The sequence below is a fragment of the Dermatophilaceae bacterium Soc4.6 genome (assembly GCA_039889245.1).
GTDB lineage: Bacteria > Actinomycetota > Actinomycetes > Actinomycetales > Dermatophilaceae > Lapillicoccus.
In genome coordinates, this window is the sequence record JAZGVH010000002.1 from 3,141,186 (window position 1) to 3,158,436 (window position 17,251).

General features: G+C 72.2%; 16 protein-coding genes. 8 read left to right on the top strand and 8 right to left on the bottom strand.

The genetic code is table 11. The annotated features are described in order from the left end of the window. Window positions 1-4 precede the first annotated feature (4 nt). From V3N99_14635 to V3N99_14655, 5 genes are read left to right on the top strand one after another with little or no spacing between them, the layout of a single operon-like run. Window positions 5-616: a TlpA disulfide reductase family protein gene (locus V3N99_14635; protein ID MEO3937976.1), complete on the top strand. Its 612-nt coding sequence runs from the start codon at window positions 5-7 to the stop codon at window positions 614-616. Window positions 617-634: 18 nt separating this feature from the next. After that, window positions 635-1,414, top strand: coding sequence for a cytochrome c biogenesis protein CcdA (locus tag V3N99_14640; protein MEO3937977.1), 780 nt, complete (start codon window positions 635-637; stop codon window positions 1,412-1,414). Beyond that, window positions 1,415-3,079, top strand: coding sequence for a cytochrome c biogenesis protein ResB (locus V3N99_14645; GenBank protein MEO3937978.1), 1,665 nt, complete (start codon window positions 1,415-1,417; stop codon window positions 3,077-3,079). It abuts the gene before it with no gap. After that, window positions 3,069-4,115, top strand: a complete 1,047-nt coding sequence (gene ccsB / locus V3N99_14650) for a c-type cytochrome biogenesis protein CcsB (GenBank protein ID MEO3937979.1) — start codon at window positions 3,069-3,071, stop codon at window positions 4,113-4,115. Before V3N99_14645 ends, ccsB begins: the two co-directional genes overlap by 11 nt. 10 nt (window positions 4,116-4,125) lie before the next feature. Continuing rightward, window positions 4,126-4,413, top strand: a complete 288-nt coding sequence (locus V3N99_14655) for a DUF4229 domain-containing protein (GenBank protein MEO3937980.1) — start codon at window positions 4,126-4,128, stop codon at window positions 4,411-4,413. A 121-nt stretch (window positions 4,414-4,534) separates the two neighbouring features. On the opposite strand, the gene V3N99_14660 is transcribed toward V3N99_14655, so the two are convergent. The 6 genes from V3N99_14660 to V3N99_14685 form a co-directional block, all read right to left on the bottom strand. Continuing rightward, complete coding sequence (locus V3N99_14660; protein MEO3937981.1) at window positions 4,535-5,542, bottom strand: type IV toxin-antitoxin system AbiEi family antitoxin domain-containing protein; 1,008 nt, start codon at window positions 5,540-5,542, stop codon at window positions 4,535-4,537. A gap of 224 nt (window positions 5,543-5,766) precedes the next feature. Then, entirely contained in the window at window positions 5,767-6,714 is a 948-nt protein-coding gene (locus V3N99_14665) for a 1,4-dihydroxy-2-naphthoate polyprenyltransferase (protein MEO3937982.1), read from the bottom strand. 44 nt (window positions 6,715-6,758) lie between these two features. After that, on the bottom strand, window positions 6,759-7,013 hold the full coding sequence (locus V3N99_14670) for a PLD nuclease N-terminal domain-containing protein (protein MEO3937983.1): 255 nt from the start codon (window positions 7,011-7,013) through the stop codon (window positions 6,759-6,761). A gap of 40 nt (window positions 7,014-7,053) precedes the next feature. Further along, window positions 7,054-8,253 (bottom strand): o-succinylbenzoate--CoA ligase, encoded by a 1,200-nt coding sequence (gene menE, locus V3N99_14675; protein ID MEO3937984.1) that lies wholly within the window; start codon window positions 8,251-8,253, stop codon window positions 7,054-7,056. A 42-nt stretch (window positions 8,254-8,295) separates the two neighbouring features. Continuing rightward, complete coding sequence (locus V3N99_14680; GenBank protein ID MEO3937985.1) at window positions 8,296-9,714, bottom strand: class II fumarate hydratase; 1,419 nt, start codon at window positions 9,712-9,714, stop codon at window positions 8,296-8,298. A gap of 16 nt (window positions 9,715-9,730) precedes the next feature. Beyond that, window positions 9,731-10,390 carry a DUF1345 domain-containing protein gene (locus V3N99_14685; GenBank protein ID MEO3937986.1) on the bottom strand — a complete coding sequence of 220 codons (660 nt, stop codon included), beginning with the start codon at window positions 10,388-10,390 and terminating at the stop codon, window positions 9,731-9,733. Window positions 10,391-10,420: 30 nt separating this feature from the next. Here V3N99_14685 and malQ point away from each other — a divergent pair, with 30 nt between their 5' ends. Next, on the top strand, window positions 10,421-12,628 hold the full coding sequence (gene malQ, locus V3N99_14690; protein MEO3937987.1) for a 4-alpha-glucanotransferase: 2,208 nt from the start codon (window positions 10,421-10,423) through the stop codon (window positions 12,626-12,628). A gap of 20 nt (window positions 12,629-12,648) precedes the next feature. Here malQ and V3N99_14695 read toward each other — a convergent pair whose 3' ends face one another. Then, entirely contained in the window at window positions 12,649-13,872 is a 1,224-nt protein-coding gene (locus V3N99_14695) for a helix-turn-helix domain-containing protein (protein MEO3937988.1), read from the bottom strand. A gap of 163 nt (window positions 13,873-14,035) precedes the next feature. Here V3N99_14695 and V3N99_14700 point away from each other — a divergent pair, with 163 nt between their 5' ends. Together V3N99_14700 and V3N99_14705 are read left to right on the top strand one after the other, a co-directional pair. Then, window positions 14,036-15,148: a ferredoxin reductase gene (locus V3N99_14700; GenBank protein MEO3937989.1), complete on the top strand. Its 1,113-nt coding sequence runs from the start codon at window positions 14,036-14,038 to the stop codon at window positions 15,146-15,148. Window positions 15,149-15,157: 9 nt separating this feature from the next. After that, complete coding sequence (locus V3N99_14705; protein ID MEO3937990.1) at window positions 15,158-16,495, top strand: acyl-CoA desaturase; 1,338 nt, start codon at window positions 15,158-15,160, stop codon at window positions 16,493-16,495. A 3-nt stretch (window positions 16,496-16,498) separates the two neighbouring features. Here V3N99_14705 and V3N99_14710 read toward each other — a convergent pair whose 3' ends face one another. Continuing rightward, entirely contained in the window at window positions 16,499-17,101 is a 603-nt protein-coding gene (locus V3N99_14710; protein ID MEO3937991.1) for a hypothetical protein, read from the bottom strand. Window positions 17,102-17,251 lie beyond the last annotated feature (150 nt).

Consider the following 17,251-nt stretch of genomic DNA (forward strand, 5'->3'; position numbering starts at 1 on the left):
CCGGATGCCGCGTCGGCCCGGTGCACTGCTCGCGACCCTGCTGCTCGGCGCCGGAGTGGCGCTGGCCGGATGCAACAGCAGCACGACGCAGTCGGTCGCCGACGCGGCCAGGGCCGGTGACAACAAGGGCTTCGTCGCCGGCGACGGCACGGTCGAGCAGCTGCCCGCATCGCGGCGGCAGCAGCCGCTGGCGCTGTCGGGCACGACCGTGACGGGGGCCCGGTGGTCGATGGCCGCCGACGGAGCGGGCAAGGTCGTGGTCGTCAACGTCTGGGGCGTCTGGTGCCCCCCCTGCATCGAGGAGCTGCCCCACCTGCAGTCGGCGTGGGCGTCCTACGAGAAGGCCGGTGCACCCGTGGCCTTCATCGGTGTCGACACCCGTGACCAGCCCGTCACCGCGGCCGCGTTCCTGGCGTCGCGGAAGGTGACCTACCCCTCGATCAGCGACCAGGGCAGTGGCGGCCAGCCCTTGCTGGCGCTCCAGGGCCGGGCGACCACGACTCCCACGACCCTCGTGCTCGACCGGCAGGGGCGCATCGCCGCCCGCGTGCTCGGCGGGACGACCGAGTCGACGTTGACCGCCCTCATCGACGACGTGCTCGCCGAGAAGGCCTGAGGCCGTGAGCTGCTGGTGATGACGTCCCTGGCCCTGAGCTCACCGGTCGCGACCGGTGCCCTGCCGATCGCCGTCGTCGTGGCGGTCGCGGCGGGCTTCGTGTCGTTCGCGTCGCCGTGCGTGCTGCCGCTCGTGCCGGGCTTCCTGGGCTACGTCACCGGGCTGTCGGACGTGTCGCTGCAGGAGCGTCGTCGCTCGCGGCTCGTGCTCGGCACGCTGCTCTTCGTCCTGGGCTTCTCGGTCGTCTTCATGGCGCTCGGGGTCGTCGTGTCGGCGGCGAGCTTCGCCCTGCGCGAGCACCTCGACCTGCTGACCCGGGTCGGTGGTGGCGTCGTCATCGTGATGGCCCTGGTCTTCCTCGGGGTGGGTGAGCGGCTCGGCTCCCAGCGGACGCTCGCGCCCCGGTGGCGCGCCCCGGCAGGCATGGTCGGTGCGCCGATGCTGGGGGCCGTCTTCGCCCTCGGCTGGGCGCCGTGCACCGGGCCGACGCTGGGGGCGATCCTCGCGATCAACGCGCCCCTCGGCGGGGACGGCGGCGTCGTGGCCCGGGGGGTGCTGCTGGCGCTGGCCTACTCACTCGGGCTGGGGGTGCCGTTCCTCGTGATCGCCGGAGCCTACTCACGCTTCGGTCGCACGACGTGGATCCGGCGACACCAGAAGGCGATCCACCGCTTCGGCGCCGGACTCCTGCTGGTCGTCGGAGTGCTGATGCTCACGGGCACCTGGACCGACGTGACCGCCTGGCTGCAGGCCCACCTCTTCGGTGCCTACGCCGCCTCTTACAGGACGGTGCTCTAGATGACGACCAGGACCGACACCCAGGCCACCGGTGGCGCAGCGCCGACGCCGGGCGGATCCGTACCACCGCCGCGTGAGCCCATCACCCAGCCGCGCCTCGGCCCGATCGGCTGGGCTCGCTGGGCCTGGCGACAGCTCACCTCGATGCGCACGGCGCTCTTCCTGCTGCTGCTGCTCTCGGTCGCGGCCGTGCCGGGGTCGATCTTCCCGCAGCGCTCGATCGACTCGGTGCGGGTGACCGACTACCTCGCGGCGCACCAGTCCCTCGGGCCGGTCCTCGACCGGCTCAGCGTCTTCGACGTCTACTCCTCGCCGTGGTTCGCCTCGATCTACCTGCTCCTCGTCGTGTCGCTCGTCGGCTGCATCGTGCCGCGCAGCCGGCTGCACTGGCGGGCCATGCGCGCCCAGCCGCCACGGGCCCCCCGCCGCCTCGAGCGGCTGCCCGAGCACCTCACCTTCACGTATGCCGGTACCCCGGCCGAGGCCCAGGCTGCGGCCTCGAAGCTGTTGCGCCGCAAGCGGTTTCGGGTCAACTCGCACGACGACGCGTCGGTGAGCGCCGAGAGCGGCTATCTGCGCGAGACCGGTAACCTCGTCTTCCACATCTCGCTCTGCGCCCTCATCATCGGGGTGGCCGCGAGCCACCTCGTCGGGTGGCGAGGCGACGTGATCGTCAGCGAGGGCGAGTCGTTCGCCTCGACCGTCGGGTCCTTCAACACCATGAGCCCCGGGCCGCTGACCAACCTCGACGACCTGCCGCCCTTCACTATCGACCTGACCAGGCTCGACGTGCGCTTCGAGGAGCAGGTGGGCGGCGCGCAGCTCGGCGCGCCCCGCGAGTTCACGGCCAACGTGCGCACCACCGGGGCGCCCGGCGACCTGCCGAAGACCCAGACCATCAGCCCCAACAACCCGGTGACCCTCGACGGCGTCGACGTCTTCCTGCTCGGCAACGGCTACTCGCCCGTCATCACGGTGCGGGACGCCAAGGGCGCGGTGCTCTACTCGGAGGCCACGCCGTTCCTGGCCCAGGACAACAACTACACGTCGACCGGGGCAGTCAAGGTGCCGGCGGCGAGCCCGAAGCAGCTCGGCTTCAGCGGCGTCTTCATGCCGACGGCGGCCACGTCCTTCGCCAACGGCCCGGTCTCGACCTTCCCCGACCTGCTCGCCCCCGAGCTCGCCCTGTCGGTCTGGGAGGGCACCCTCTACCCCGGCAATGCTCCGCAGTCGGTCTACAGCCTCGGCAAGGCCGGCCTGACCCCGGTCGACGGCCCCTCGGGCAAGCCGCTCCTGATCCAGCTCAAGCCGGGTCAGTCCTACCAGCTGCCCGGCGGCCGGGGCAGCGTGACCTTCGACCGCATCGAGCGGTGGGCGGGGCTCTCGGCCCGCGTCGACCCCGGCAAGGGGTTCACGCTCGGAGCGGCCCTCGCCATCCTGCTGGGCCTGATGGCGTCGCTGCTCGTGCGGCGCCGGCGGGTCTTCATCCGGGTGTCTCCGGCTCCCACCCCGGTGGATGCCGCACCAGATGCACCCGAGCCCCCTGCACCACGTACCGTGGTGACCATCGGTGGACTCGCCAAGAACGCCGACCCCGGCCTCGCCGCGCTGCTCACCGTGCTGCGCGACGAGCTCAACGAAGAACGGACACGCCATGACCGGTGACGTCTCGAGGACGCTCGTCAGCCTCTCCAACCTCGCGCTCTACTCCGCCATGGCGGTGTTCACGATCGCGATGCTCCTCTTCGCGTTCCACCTCGCGGCCCTGGGCCCCGAGCGGGTCGAGCGCACCCGCACGGTGGCCCCGAAGCGGTCCAAGGCGCTGGTCGGCGCCGGTGGGCCGGACGCCGAGGCGAGCGCCGACACGACCGCCGACACGACTGCCCAGGCGGTAGGTGCAGACGGGTTCGACGACGGGTCGGGCACCGTCGCCGCCGAGCCGTCGCCGCGGGCCCGCAAGACCGCCGGAATGGCCGTCGCCGTCACCTGGCTCGGCACCGCGATCATCATCGCGTCCGTCGTGATGCGCGGGATCGCCGTCATGCGCCCGCCGTGGGGCAACATGTTCGAGTTCGCGGTCGCGGGCGCGGCTGCGGTGGCCCTCGGCTTCAGCGTGCTCGTCAAGCGCAACCGGTGGGAGTGGCTCGGCCTCTTCGTCGTCGGCCCCGTGCTGCTGACGCTGGGCCTGGCTCTCTTCGCGTTCTACACCGAGGCGGCCGAGCTCGTGCCGGCCCTCAAGAGCGTGTGGCTGGTCATCCACGTGATGGTCGCGATCCTGGCCGTCGGCGTCTTCACCATCGGCTTCTCGATGGGCATCGTCTACCTCGTCAAGCGCAAGCGGGAGGAGATCCCGTCGTCGAAGGCGACCTTCATGGAGTCGCTGCCGTCGGCGGCGCGGCTGGAGCGCACGGCATACGGGCTCAACATGGTGGGCTTCATCCTGTGGACCTTCACCCTCATCGCGGGCGCGATCTGGGCGCAGAAGGCGTGGAGCGCCTACTGGACGTGGGACCCGAAGGAGGTCTGGACCTTCGTCATCTGGGTCATCTACGCGGCCTACATGCACGCGCGCGCGACTGCGGGCTGGGAGCCCAAGCGGGCGATGGCCATCGCGCTGGTGGGCTACGTCTGCGTGATCCTCAACTTCACCGTCGTCAACCTCTACGCGAGCGGTCTGCACAGCTACTCCGGCCTGAAGTAGGACGTGGCCGATGAAGAACACCGTCCTGCGCTACACCGTCATGCGGCTGATGATCTTCCTCCTCAGCCTCATCGTCTTCTGGCTGCTGGGGCTGCGCAGCCAGGACCAGCAGCCGCTGCTGCTCGGCGCCGCCGCGGTGGCCTCCGTCGTCGTCTCGTACGTCTTCCTGCGTCGCGACCGTGATGCCATGACCCGCCGGCTCGAGGCCAAGATGTCGGAGCGGGCGGAGCGCCGCCGTGAGGCCGTGGGCGAGGACGAGGAAGCCGAGGACGCCGAGCTGGGCGATCACCCCCGCTGACCCACCGCATGCGCGTTCCAAACAAGGGAAACCCTTGGTTTGAGGCCACCCCAGCCCTCAGAACCAAGGGTTTCCCTGGTTCGGAACGCGCAAGGGGCGCGAGTTGGCGGCAGCGGGTCGGTCAGAACCAGGGGATCGTCAGGGCTGGTAGACGCTCGAACCGTCCCGTGAAGCGCGCCCGGGAGCCGTGGCCCCGACGGTCGCGGACGTGTCGCTCGACCCGCGCGCGGTGCTTCAGCAGGTCGTCGAGCCCGAACCGCACGCGCTCGAGACCGAGGTTGCCGAGGGCGTCGTACCTCGCCTTCTCGGCCCTGAAGGCCGCGTGGGGGTCGACAACTCGCTGAGCTGTGGAGCTCTGCGGCAGAAGGTACTTCTGGCTTCCATCGATCTCGAGGACCGTCGCGTCCTCCTCCCAGCCCGCGTCGACCCGGGCGACGAACCGCTGCGCGTCGTCGAGCACGAGCAGCTGGGGCACCGGAGGGTCGATGCCCCACTCGTGGAAGAGCACTGCCGCGTAGGACTCCAGCCACGACTCCCGCCGTCCGTCAACGAGCGGGAGCGCGACGTCAGTGCGCAGCACCCGACCCACCCAGTGGCACTGCAGCGCGATCTCGTCCCACACCTCCCGACCGGTGACCAGACCTCGGTGCAGGGCCGCGTCGGCGATGGGGACGCTGACGCGGGGCGGGTGGGCGCGCAGGCAGTCGGCGACGGTCCGGGCGACGCTCGTCACGAGGACGCCGTCCACGAGCTCGAGCGACGCCTCCGTGGAGTCGGCGTGGTGCACCCACAGCCCGCGTGCCCGCCAGCCACGCGGCCAGCCCGACACCCGGGTCACGTGCACGGTGTCGAGACGGCCGAGCGGGAGCGGCAGTCCGTGCAGGGCCGCGGCGCTCAGGTGGCTGACCGTGTCGACCTGCCCGTGGGCCGCGCCGGATGCCAGCACCAGGGCCCGGTACGCCGTGGCGCGCGCTGCACCGACGGGCGGCGGTTCCTTCACGGCATACAGGCCCCGGCGGAGCCGTTGGACGTGCCCACTGTCAACGAGACCCCGCAGGCGCCACTCCCCGACACCCGCCTTACGGGCGTCGGACGTCGTGAAGACGGCCGGCAGGTCTGGAGAGCGCACGACCGAACCCTGCACGACAAGGTCGCAGAGGGACAGGCGCCCGGGAACAGCCTGTGGACGTGCGTCCACGAGCGGATCCTGTGGACAACCCGAGCCCCCCTCCGCGCGTGCGTTCCAAACTAGGGAAACCCTTGGTTTGGGCTGCTACGGCCGCGCGGAACCAAGGGTTTCCCTAGTTTGGAACGCAGCGGAGGGGGAGGGGGAGGGGGGGAGGGGGAGGGGAGTCAGAGGTGGGGGCTGGCGGCGATGCCGGCGGCCAGCAGCAGGGACCAGACGAGCTGGAAGCGGCCGGTGCCCGCGAGGACGGGGATGAGGTCGCGACCGGTGGCGCCCCGGCGCAGCACCCGCAGCAGGGGGAGGGCGAAGACGTAGGCGGGCAGCGCGACGAGGGCCGAGGGGGCGCCGTGACCGAGGGGCGACAGCGTCCGGAGCGCCCCGGGGTCCGCGGGTGGCGGGGTGACGACCTGCAGCGCGGCACACACCAGCACCACGGCAACCGAGACGGCGACCAGCCCGTAGTAGAGCGCGCGGGTGCCCCCGTCACCGATGCGCACGGCGAGGGTGTTCTTGCCCTGCACCGAGTCGGTCGGGATGTCGCGCAGGTTGTTGGCCACGAGGATCGCCGAGGCCAGTGCGCCGACGCCGACCGACCCCAGCACGCCCATCCAGCTGATGGAGTGGGCTTGGGTGTACTCGGTGCCGAGGGTGGCGACCAGCCCGAAGAAGACGAAGACGAAGATCTCACCCAGCCCCGAGTAGCCGTAGGGACGCTTGCCGCCGGTGTAGTACCAGGCCGCGAGCACGCACCCGAGACCGACGAGGAGCAGCCACCAGGTGCTCGTGACCGCCACCAGGGCCAGGCCCGACAGCTCGGCCACGACGAAGCTGATGCCGGCCGCCATCCGCACCTGCGTCGGCGCGGCCAGCCCCTGCCCGACCAGACGCACCGGGCCGACCCGCACGTCGTCGGTGCCGCGGATCCCGTCGGAGTAGTCGTTGGCGTAGTTGACGCCGACCTGCAGCGAGAGCGAGACCACGAGCGCGAGCACCGCCGGCCACAGCTGCGCCTCACCGCGGGCGAAGGCCGCTGCCGTGCCGACGGCGACCGGGGCGACGGCGACGGGGAGGGTGCGCGGGCGCGCGCCGTCGATCCACTGCGAGGGGGTGGCCACGGGTGTCGGGTGCTTTCGGTCGGGTCGGGTCGGCGCGGGACGGCTCAGAGGCCGCGAAGAAAGTCGGGGTCGTCTTCGGGGCCCTTGGGTCCGCGCATGCGACGGCTGGCTCCCGGCGCGTCGCGCTTGCGACCGGCGATCAGCCAGCTCAGGGGCCCGACCCACGGCACCAGGATGACGAGGGCGGCCCAGAAGATCTTGGAGACGTGCCGCACCTGCTCGTCGGGAGTCTGCAGGCAGTCGATCAGGGCGTAGATCGTCAACCCCAGACTGAGCAGCGTCAGCACCACTCTTGCCATGGCTGGCTCCTTCCTGCGACTGCGACCCGCGACCACCTCGTCACGGACGGGCCGGCTTATCTCCCATTGTGTCATCGAAGGCCTCGGTGAGCGCACGCCGGTCCGGCTTGCCCGGTCCGCGCTGCGGGATCGCGTCAAGCAGCAGCAGCCGCTGGGGCAGGGCGTGGTCGGGCAGGATGCCGCGCAGCGCCGAGCGCACGTCGCGCAGCGTCGGCTGCGGTGCGCCACGCTGGAGGGTGAGGGCGACGGAGACCGCCTGCCCCCAGGTGGGGTGGCTCGAGCCGACGACCACGACGTCGCGCACCCCGGCCACGTAGCGTGCCACCGCGTCCTCGACCGCTCCCGGGGTCACCTTGAGCCCCCCGGTGTTGATCAGGTCGTCGGCGCGGCCGCTGATGGTCAGGCAGCCCCGGTCGTCGAGGCGCCCGAGGTCGTCCGTGCGGAACCAGCGCACCCCGTCGGCGTCGACGCTGAAGGCATCGGCCGTGAGCACGGGCTCACCGAGGTAGCCGTGGGCCACGGTCGCCCCCCCGAGCACGACGTGCCCGTCGTTGTCGATGTGCAGGTGACTCACAGGCAGCGGCAGCCCGTCGTAGACGCAGCCCCCGGCGGTCTCGCTGCCGCCGTAGGTGCGCACGAGCCGCACCCCCGCTGCCGCCGCCCGGCGGAGGGCCTCGACGCCCGTCGCCGCGCCGCCGACCAGCACCCCGTCGTATGCCGCGAGGCCGGCGCGGCCCTCCGCGTCGTCGAGCAGCCGGGTCAGCTGGGTCGGCACGACGGCGGTGTAGGTGCGCGCGGGTGCGCGCTCCAGCAGCGCCCGGGTGGCCGTGACGAACCCCTCGGTGGTGAAGCCGTGCGTCAGGTCGAGCACCCCCGGGTCGGTGCCGGCGACGAGCGAGCGCACCAGCACCTGCAACCCGGCGACGTGGTGGGCGGGCATGGCGAGCAGCCACGTGCCGGGGCCACCGAGGACCTCGTGGGTCGCGGTGGCCGAGGTGACGAGGTTGCCCGTGGTCAGCATGGCTCGCTTGACCCGACCGGTCGAGCCCGACGTGCCGACGCAGAGGGCGAGGTCGTCGGGGGCGTGCGCGTCGTCGGGCAGCACGGGCTCGACCGTGCCTGCGGGGTACGGCGCGAGGGGGGCACCGCCCCGCAGGGCGGCCTCCAGCGCCGGGACGAGCCTGGTGCCCACCGAGCCAGGGTCTCCCGGGTCGACGACGAGGGCACGCACCGGTGGCATGAGCACGACTCTAGGGTGCGGCGCGGGCGACCGTTGCCCGGATCAGGGGCGCCGGGTCATCGACAGCACGTCGAGGGCGGTGTCCAGCTGCTCGAGGGTGAGCAGTCCCTGCTCGACCAGCCCCTGGTCGAGCACCACCTGACGGATCGTCTTGCCCTCCCGCAGGGCCGTCTTGGCCACCGTCGCCGCCCGCTCGTAGCCGATCCACCGGTTGAGCGGTGTGACGATCGACGGGCTGCTCTCGGCGAGCGCCCGCGCGTGCTCCTCGTGGGCGGTGACCCCGTCGACGCAACGGTCGGCCAGCACACGAGCAGCATTGGCCAGCAACCGGATCGACTCGAGCACGTTGCGCGCCATCACCGGCATCATCACGTTGAGCTCGAAGCTGCCCTGCATCCCCGCGACCGTGACGGTCGTGTCGTTGCCGATGACCTGCGCGCACACCATCACGGTTGCCTCGCAGATGACGGGGTTGACCTTGCCCGGCATGATCGACGAGCCCGGCTGCAGGTCGGGGATCGCGATCTCGCCGAGACCGGCCCGGGGCCCGGATCCCATCCACCGCAGGTCGTTGCAGATCTTGGTCAGGCTGACGGCCACCGTCTTGAGGGCTCCGCTGGCCTCGACGAGGCCATCGCGCGCACCCTGGGCCTCGAAGTGGTTGCGGGCCTCGGTCAGGGGCAGGCCCGTCTCGGCGGCCAGGAGGCGGATCACCCTGTCGGCGAAGCCCTTCGGGGTGTTGATGCCGGTGCCGACCGCGGTGCCACCGAGCGGCAGCTCAGCCACCCGCCCGAGGGTCGCCTCGACCCGCTCGATGCCGTAGCGCACCTGCGCGGCATACCCGCCGAGCTCCTGCCCGAGGGTCACCGGCGTCGCGTCCATGAGATGCGTGCGGCCGGCCTTGACGACGCCGTCGAGCTCGGTCGCCTTGCGCTCCAACGACCCTGCGAGATGGGTGAGCCCCGGCACGAGGTCGCCGACCAGCGCCGCCGTGACCGCGAGGTGCACGGCAGTCGGGAAGACGTCGTTGCTGCTCTGGCTGGCGTTGACGTGGTCGTTGGGGTGCACGGGCTCGCCGAGGGCGCGGCTGGCCAGGGTCGCCACGACCTCGTTGGCGTTCATGTTGCTCGAGGTGCCCGACCCGGTCTGGAAGGTGTCGACGGGGAACTCGGCATCGAGCTCGCCCGCCGCGACCCGCGCGGCGGCCACGGCGATCGCCTCGGCGACTGCCTGCGGCACCACCCCAAGCTCGGCGTTGACCCGGGCCGCTGCCCCCTTGACGCGCCCGAGCGCCGCGATCAGCGCGGGCTCGATGGGGGTGCCCGAGATGGGGAAGTTCTCCACCGCCCGCTGCGTCTGGGCCGCGAAGAGCGCGTCGCGCGGCACGCGCACCTCGCCCATCGTGTCGTGCTCGATGCGGTATGCCGCGTCGTCCTGGGCGGGGTGGTCGGGAGTCGTCATACGAGCCAGTGTCTCCCTACTTCGCCAGACCTGACACGAGGTTGATCGTCGCCGCCACGACGACGGCGCCGAGCAGGTAGGCCAAGAGCGCGTGCCGCAGGGCCGTCGCCCGGATCACCTTGCGGGAGATGTCGGTGTCGGAGACCTGGAAGCTCATGCCGATGTTGAAGGCGAAGTAGGCGAAGTCGAGGTAGCACGGCGGCTCGTCCTCGTTGAAGTCGATCCCGCCGTCGCCGCTGCCGCCGTCGTCGTAGTAGAGGCGCCCGTAGCGCAGCGTGTAGACCGTGTGGACGCTCAGCCACGACACCCCGACCGACAACACGCTCAGCAGCGCCTGCACCGTGCGCGAGCCGGCCCCGCTGCTCGACAGCAGCAGGGCCACCGCGCCGAGGCTGGCCAGGGCCGAGACGATGACCACCAGCTCGGTCAGCGTGCGCCCCGCGTCGTCGCGGAGAGCGTGCGCCGCGGTCGCCCGTTGGTCCATCGGGGCGATCACCACCCAGGTCCAGGTCAGGTAGGTGCCCGCCGCACCGAGGTAGCCCGCGAGCAGGCCGTAGCTGAGGTCGACGACGCCGCCGACGACGAGTCCGGCGAGCACCCCGACGACGCCCGACGCCGCCAGTCGCACGAGGCTGCGGGGTCCCACCGACGGGGTGGGGGAGGGTGGCTTCGACATGGGTCGACGCTAGCGGGCAGGATGGCGCGTATGGAGACCCCACCTCCCCTCGTTCCCCTCGCCCGGCTCGCCCGGGCCCACGGCATCGCCACGGACTACTCCGACTGGCAGGGGCAGCACGCACCGGTGGCTGACGACTCCATCCGGGCGGTCCTGGCTGCGCTGGAGGTGCCGGCGACCACCGCGGAGGAGGTCGAGGCGTCCCTGGTCGAGGTGGAGCTGCGCACCTGGCGGCGGATGCTGCCCCCGACGGTCGTGTGCCGCACGGGGTGGACGCCGTGGGTGCCCGTGCACGTGCCGCACGGCACGGGGGTCGAGCTGGTGGTCGAGCTGGAGCAGGGCGGCACGCACAGCGTGCGGCAGGTCGACCACCTCGTGGAGCCTCGCGAGGTCGACGGGGTGCTCGTCGGGGAGGCGACCTTCGAGCTGCCCGGTGACCTCCCGACGGGGTGGCACCGGCTGGTCGCCCGCGGTGACGCCCAGCCCCAGGTGCCGGGCAGCGACGTCGCGGTCCTGGTCGTCACCCCGGCCCGGCTGACGCTGCCCGCAGGCCTCGGCGAGCGTCGGGCGACGGGCGTGATGACCCAGCTCTACCAGGCGCGCTCGTCCAGGTCGTGGGGTGTCGGTGACCTCGGAGACCTGGCCGACCTCGGCACCTGGGCCGCCGACGAGCACGGCGCCGACTTCGTGCTCGTCAACCCGCTCCACGCCGCCGAGCCGGTGCCGCCGATGGAGCCGTCGCCCTACCTGCCGTCGTCGCGCCGCTTCCTCAACCCGCTCTACCTGCGCATCGAGGACGTGCCCGAGGCGGCCCGTCTCGACGGCGACGCCCACGCCCGCCTGCGCGCACTGGGGGTGCGGGGGCGGGCGCTGACCGACGGCGACGGCATCGCGCGCGATGCCTCGTGGGAGCTCAAGCGCGAGGCCCTCGTGCTGCTGCACGCCGTCACCCCGACGCCGGCCAGGGACCGGGCCTACCGCCGGTTCTGTGCGGTCGAGGGCGACGGGCTCACGGCCTACGCGACGTGGTGCGCCATCGCCGACGAGCACGGGCTGCCCGGCTCGGGCTGGCCGGTCACCCTGCAGGATCCCGCCGGTCCCGAGGTCGCGGCCTTCGCGACCGCGCACCCCGACAGCGTCGATCTACACCGCTGGATGCAGTGGCTGATGGCCGAGCAGGTGGCCTCGGTGCAGTCGGCCCTGCGGCGGGCAGGCATGCGGCTCGGCATCGTGGAGGACCTCGCCGTCGGTGTGAGCTCCTGGGGCTCCGACGGATGGAGCCTCGGCGGCACCCTCGCCACGGGCGTCACCGTGGGCGCGCCACCCGACCAGTTCAACCAGCTCGGGCAGAACTGGGACCAGCCCCCGTGGCGGCCGGATCGCCTTGCTGAGCAGGGCTACTCGCCATTCCGTGACATGGTGCGCACGGCGCTGCGAGACTCTGGCGGGCTGCGCATCGACCACATCATCGGTCTGTTCCGCCTCTGGTGGATCCCCGCCGGGCTCACCCCCGACCAGGGCACCTACGTGCACTACGACCACGAGGCGCTCATCGGCATCCTCGTGCTCGAGGCCGAACGGGCCGGGGCCGTCGTGATCGGCGAGGACCTCGGTGTCGTCGAGCCACGGGCGCGCGACTACCTGCTCGAGCGCGGCCTGCTCGGCACCTCGATCCTGTGGTTCGAGTGGGACGGCGACCAGCCCCGGCCGCCCGAGGCCTATCGCGACCTGTGCCTGTCGTCGGTCACCACGCACGACCTGCCGCCGACCGCGGGCTACCTCGGTCTCGAGCACGTCAGCGTGCGCGAGTCGCTCGGGTTGCTGACCCGCTCGCCCGAGGAGGAGCGCGAGGTCGAGCTGGCCGCGATCGCCAAGGTGCGAGCTGCGCTGGTCGAGCGCGGCCTGCTCGAGGGCGCGGGGGCCGACGCAGGTGAGGCGGGCGTCGCCGAGGACCGCGAGGCGGGGGACCGCGACGACGTGCTCGTCGCCCTCCACCGCTGGATCGCGCTGACCCCGAGCCGCATGCTGGCTGTGGCCCTCGCCGACCTCGTCGGCGACCGACGGGCCGTCAACCAGCCCGGCACGCAGGACGAGTACCCCAACTGGCGGGTGCCCCTGACGGGCCCCGACGGTGCCCGCGTCCTGCTCGATGACGTCGTGGGCGGCGGCGCGGCCCACCTCGCCGGCCCGGTCTTCGAGGCGCTGCGGACCCCCGGCGCTGCCAACGGGAACCCATAGGCACGGGGGAGAGCGGTGGGTCAGCCCTGCACGCCGAGCGCGATGGTCAGGTCGAGCAGGGTGCTGGGGTCGTCGAGTCGCTCGCCGTAGAGGTCGCGCAGCTGACCCATGCGGTAGCGCACGGTCTGGGGGTGCACGACGAGCCCCTCGGCGATGGCCTCGCGACGGCCCTGATGGAGCAGCCACAGGCGCAGCGTGGCCTCGAGCTTGGTGCGGGCCGACGCGGTGAGCCCGTCGAGCGGGGCGAGGGCGACCGCGCGCAGGTCGGCAAGGGCGTCGGGGTCGGCGGTCAGCACCATGTCGGCGAGGTGAGCGTCGGTGTCGTACACGGTGAACCGGCTTGTGGCAGAGGCGGATTCGAGGCGCCACCCGCGCAGCGCCCGCTGGTATGAGCTGGCGGCGAGCGCCCACGGGCGCGCTGGCCCGAGGACCGCCCGGTGCCCGGTGAGCGAGCGGATGAGCCGCTGTCGTCGGGCCCGGTCGAGCACGTCGGGCACGAGGAAGACGACGACCTCGCCGTCGGGGGCGTCGGGCAGGTCCTCGGAGAGGGCCAGGGACCGGGGGTCGAGCACCGAGCGCACCGCCGAGTAGTCGGCGTCGAGCAGAAGCACTGCGGTCAGGGTGGTCGCGGCAGTGGGTGGTGGCCACTGCGCGCGCTCGACCCGTCGCTCGAGGACCTCGAGCGAGGCGCCACGCAGCAGCTCGAGCGCCAGCCGCTCCAGCTGCCGCTCGAGCACCCGGTCGGCCGACGACAGCTCGTCGGCGTGGCCGGCGGCGCTCGCCGCCGACAGGTCGTCGATGTAGGAGAAGACCAGGGCCGCGAACCGCGCGACCACCCCTGCCTCTACGCCGAGGCGCACGAGCACCCCCGACAGCTCCTGCCACGACACCCGCGCGCCGATCCGGTAGGCCGCGAGGAGGGACTCGACCGAGCGGCCGCTGCGGGCCTCGCCCCTCCCGAGCCCGTAGGCCGTGTCGCGGGCGGCCGGCCGCGGCCGCAGGTCGCCGGGGGCGCGGGCCGCCATCGTGAGGAAGCCGCCGAGGGCCAGCTGCACCGCGGTCTCGATGTCGGCCTCGCGCAGCGGGTCCTGCCCCGCGTAGGCCGGGATGCCGTCGGCGATGGCGGCCACGACCGTGGTGGCGAGGTCTCCGAGCGAGGCGCGCAGGGCGGCGATGACCTCAGGGTCGACGAGCAGGGCACCGGGGGGAGGCGTCGGTCGACGACGGGGAGCGGCGGGGCTCACGGGATCGCCCACCCTCCACAGGGGGTCGGGGCCGCGAGATGAGTGGTCTGACTCACAGCCGACCACTCGGGTGGGCTGCTTTTGTTGGTGGCGAACAACTCTGCCCCAGATTCTCACGTGTCACGGTCAGGATTCTAGTCGTCCGAAACGGCAGACTGGGGTGGTGACCAGTCTCCTCCCCACCCGCACCCTCCCGGCCCTCGCCGGTGTCGGCTCTGTGCGCGCTGCCCTCTGGCGAGTGGTGGAGGCAGCCACGACGCCCGTGCTGCCGGCGGAGTACCTCGACATCTTCGCGCCGATGCGCTCGGGGGCCGAGCTGCGCGGCCGCGTGGTGTCGGTGACGCCCGAGACGGCCGATGCGACCCGCGTGGTCATCCGGCCCGGCCGCTCCTGGCGGGGACACCGGCCGGGGCAGTACGTCCGCATCGGAGTCGACGTCGACGGCGTGCGCTGCTGGCGCGCCTACTCCCTCACCTCGTTGGCCGAGGCGCCCGACGGTCTGCTCTCCATCTGCGTCAAGGCCATCCCCGACGGCACGGTCAGCAACCACGTCGTGCGCTCGCTGCAGCCCGGCACCCTCATCCACCTCGACCAGGCGACCGGTGACTTCACGCTGCCGACGACCCTCCCGGCCAAGGCGCTCTTCGTCACCGGCGGCAGCGGCATCACGCCCGTCATGGGCATGCTGCGCAACCATCTCGCCGAGCTGCCCGACGTGGTGCTCGTCCACTCGGCCCCGACGGCCGCCGACGTGATCTTCGCCCCCGAGCTGCAGGCCTGGCACGACGCCGGCCGCCTGCGCCTCGTCGAGCGGCACACCGACGCCGACGGCATGGTCGCGGCGTCCGACCTCGACCAGCTCGTGCCCGACTGGCGCGAGCGCGAGGCGTGGGCGTGCGGCCCCACCGGCATGCTCGACGCCTTCGAGGCGCACTACGCCGACGCCGGTCTGGGCGAGCGCCTGCACACCGAGCGCTTCCGCCCCGCCGTGGTCGTCGAGGGTGAGGGTGGCTCGGTCACCTTCACCCGCAGTGGCTCCGCCACGGTCGTCGAGGCCGACGGCGCCACCCCGATCCTCGACGCCGGTGAGGACGCCGGCGTCCTGCTGAAGTCCGGGTGCCGCATGGGCATCTGCTTCGGCTGCGTCGTCCCCCTGCGCTCCGGCGCCGTGCGCGACCTGCGCGACGGCAACCTGACGGTTGCCACCGACGGTGACGACGTGCGCATCCAGACCTGCGTGTCGGCCGCTGCCGGCGCGTGCGAGATCGACCTCTAGGAGACTGTCATGGCTGCCCAGCCCCAGACCGCCGTACGCCGTTCCGTGACCGCGCCCCTCGCCGACGGTGAGTTCGACCTCAGCATCGATGGCTCGCTCGCCGGCACCCCGCAGGCGCCGACGCGGACGCAGCCGGCCAACAAGCGCCTGTCGGTGGCCACCACCGAGCGCACGTTCAAGCCCAAGCACTCGGGCAAGCCCGACCCCATCGCCCACCTGAGCGCCGAGCAGATCGAGGCCATCGGGGCCGAGCTGGACGCTCTGCGGCAGGAGGTCCTCGGGTCGCGTGGAGCCGCTGACGCCGCCTACATCCGCAAGGTCCTGGCGTGGCAGCGGGGCCTCGAGATGGGCAGCCGCGCCGTCCTGTTGTTCTCGCTCTTCCCGCCGGCGTGGCTGCTCGGCACGGCCGGGCTGTCGGTGGCCAAGATCCTCGAGAACATGGAGCTCGGCCACAACATCATGCACGGGCAGTGGGACTGGATGCGCGACCCGCGCATCCACAGCCAGGAGTGGGAGTGGGACAACGCCACCCCCTCCGAGGCGTGGAAGCGCTCACACAACCAGCTGCACCACACCTTCACCAACGTCATCGGCCGGGACAACGACCTCGGCTACGGCATCATGCGGGTCGACGAGGACCAGAAGTGGATCCCGCTCTACACCGTGCAGCCCCTGCTCAACTTCGTCAACATGCTGCTCTTCGAGTACGGCATCGCCGCCTACGACCTCGAGATCGGTGCCTACCTCACGGGTCGAGGACGGAGCAAGGAGGAGTTCCGGGCCGAGGTGCGCAAGGTACTGGGCAAGATCGGCCAGCAGGCGCGCCGCGACTACGTCATCCACCCCCTGCTGTCGGGCCCGTCCTTCGTCCAGACGCTCGGCGCGAACGTCGTGGCCAACACCGTGCGCAACGTCTGGACGCACACGGTCATCATGTGCGGCCACTTCCCCGAGGGTGTCGAGACCTTCGCCCGCGCCTCCATCGAGGGCGAGACCCGTGGCGAGTGGTACGTCCGTCAGATGCTCGGCTCCGCCAACATCACGGGCAGCAAGGCCCTGCACCTCATGACGGGCAACCTCAGCCACCAGATCGAGCACCACCTGTTCCCGGACCTGCCGAGCAACCGCTATGCCGAGATCGCCCCGCAGATCCAGGACCTCTGCCAGCGCTACGGCCTGACCTACGTCAGCGGCTCGCTGCCCGCTCAGGTGTTCTCGGCGTGGAAGCAGGTCGTGACCCTCTCCCTGCCCAACCCGCAGGAAGGGCGCAGCCGGGTCGGCCTCGCCGTCGAGGCGATCAAGAAGAGCCGTGCGCGCAAGAAGCGCTCGGTCAAGGCGACCGTCTGAGCCCTACCTCTGGGCCCGTCGCCTCTTGTCCGTCTGGCGTGCCGGTGAGCGGGGCGATCGGGGTCGGTCGGGGTCGACCACGATCACGGCCAGCAGCAGAACGCAGACGAGGACCGCGACCGGCATCCCTGCCCGCCCCTGGAGGAACATCACCGCGAGCCCCAGCCACGGCACCTGCATGACGTATGCGCCAGCCGTGCTGGCGACGTAGGTCTCCGGGTCGTCGCGGTCGGCGGCGTCTGCGCGCAGCACCAGCTCGACGGCCCCCTCACCGCGTGTCGTGGCCCGGACGACCCTGCTGGTCACCGGCCCGCTGCCCCTGACCTGCTGGAGGGTCACGATCCCCCCCACCTGCACCTGCCCGGCCGGCACCGTGCGGGTGATGACCACGCTGCCCATCGCGATGGTCGGGTCCATCGACTCGTCAGCCATCACGAGCGGCCGCAGACCCAGCACGAGTGCCACGGCCAGACTCAGGACGGCGACGGCCACCATCGTGCCCGCGACGATCAGGACCCCGGTGCGCGTGGCGGCATACAGGAGGCTGGCGGGGCGGGGAGTGGCGCCCTGAGCCACGGGCTCGACCCGGTCGTGGCGCTCAGCCACGCCGCCGCTCCTCGATGGCAGTGCGCATGCAGGGGACCCCCGGTTGAGAGGAAGGCTCCGCGCCCCGGGCGCGCGGACCCCTCCTCGAGAAAAGATGCTGTCCACTGGGCATTCGTCGCGTCAGGAGCAGACCTGAGCAGACCTGAACAA

Bases quoted from the DNA above. Each gene is read 5' to 3' on its own strand.
- V3N99_14635 (MEO3937976.1), top strand. From the start codon at position 5: ATGCCGCGTCGGCCCGGTGCACTGCTCGCGACCCTGCTGCTCGGCGCC.
- V3N99_14640 (MEO3937977.1), top strand. From the start codon at position 635: ATGACGTCCCTGGCCCTGAGCTCACCGGTCGCGACCGGTGCCCTGCCG.
- V3N99_14645 (MEO3937978.1), top strand. From the start codon at position 1,415: ATGACGACCAGGACCGACACCCAGGCCACCGGTGGCGCAGCGCCGACG.
- ccsB (MEO3937979.1), top strand. From the start codon at position 3,069: ATGACCGGTGACGTCTCGAGGACGCTCGTCAGCCTCTCCAACCTCGCG.
- V3N99_14655 (MEO3937980.1), top strand. From the start codon at position 4,126: ATGAAGAACACCGTCCTGCGCTACACCGTCATGCGGCTGATGATCTTC.
- V3N99_14670 (MEO3937983.1), bottom strand. From the start codon at position 7,013: ATGGCAAGAGTGGTGCTGACGCTGCTCAGTCTGGGGTTGACGATCTAC.
- menE (MEO3937984.1), bottom strand. From the start codon at position 8,253: ATGCCACCGGTGCGTGCCCTCGTCGTCGACCCGGGAGACCCTGGCTCG.
- V3N99_14680 (MEO3937985.1), bottom strand. From the start codon at position 9,714: ATGACGACTCCCGACCACCCCGCCCAGGACGACGCGGCATACCGCATC.
- V3N99_14685 (MEO3937986.1), bottom strand. From the start codon at position 10,390: ATGTCGAAGCCACCCTCCCCCACCCCGTCGGTGGGACCCCGCAGCCTC.
- malQ (MEO3937987.1), top strand. From the start codon at position 10,421: ATGGAGACCCCACCTCCCCTCGTTCCCCTCGCCCGGCTCGCCCGGGCC.
- V3N99_14705 (MEO3937990.1), top strand. From the start codon at position 15,158: ATGGCTGCCCAGCCCCAGACCGCCGTACGCCGTTCCGTGACCGCGCCC.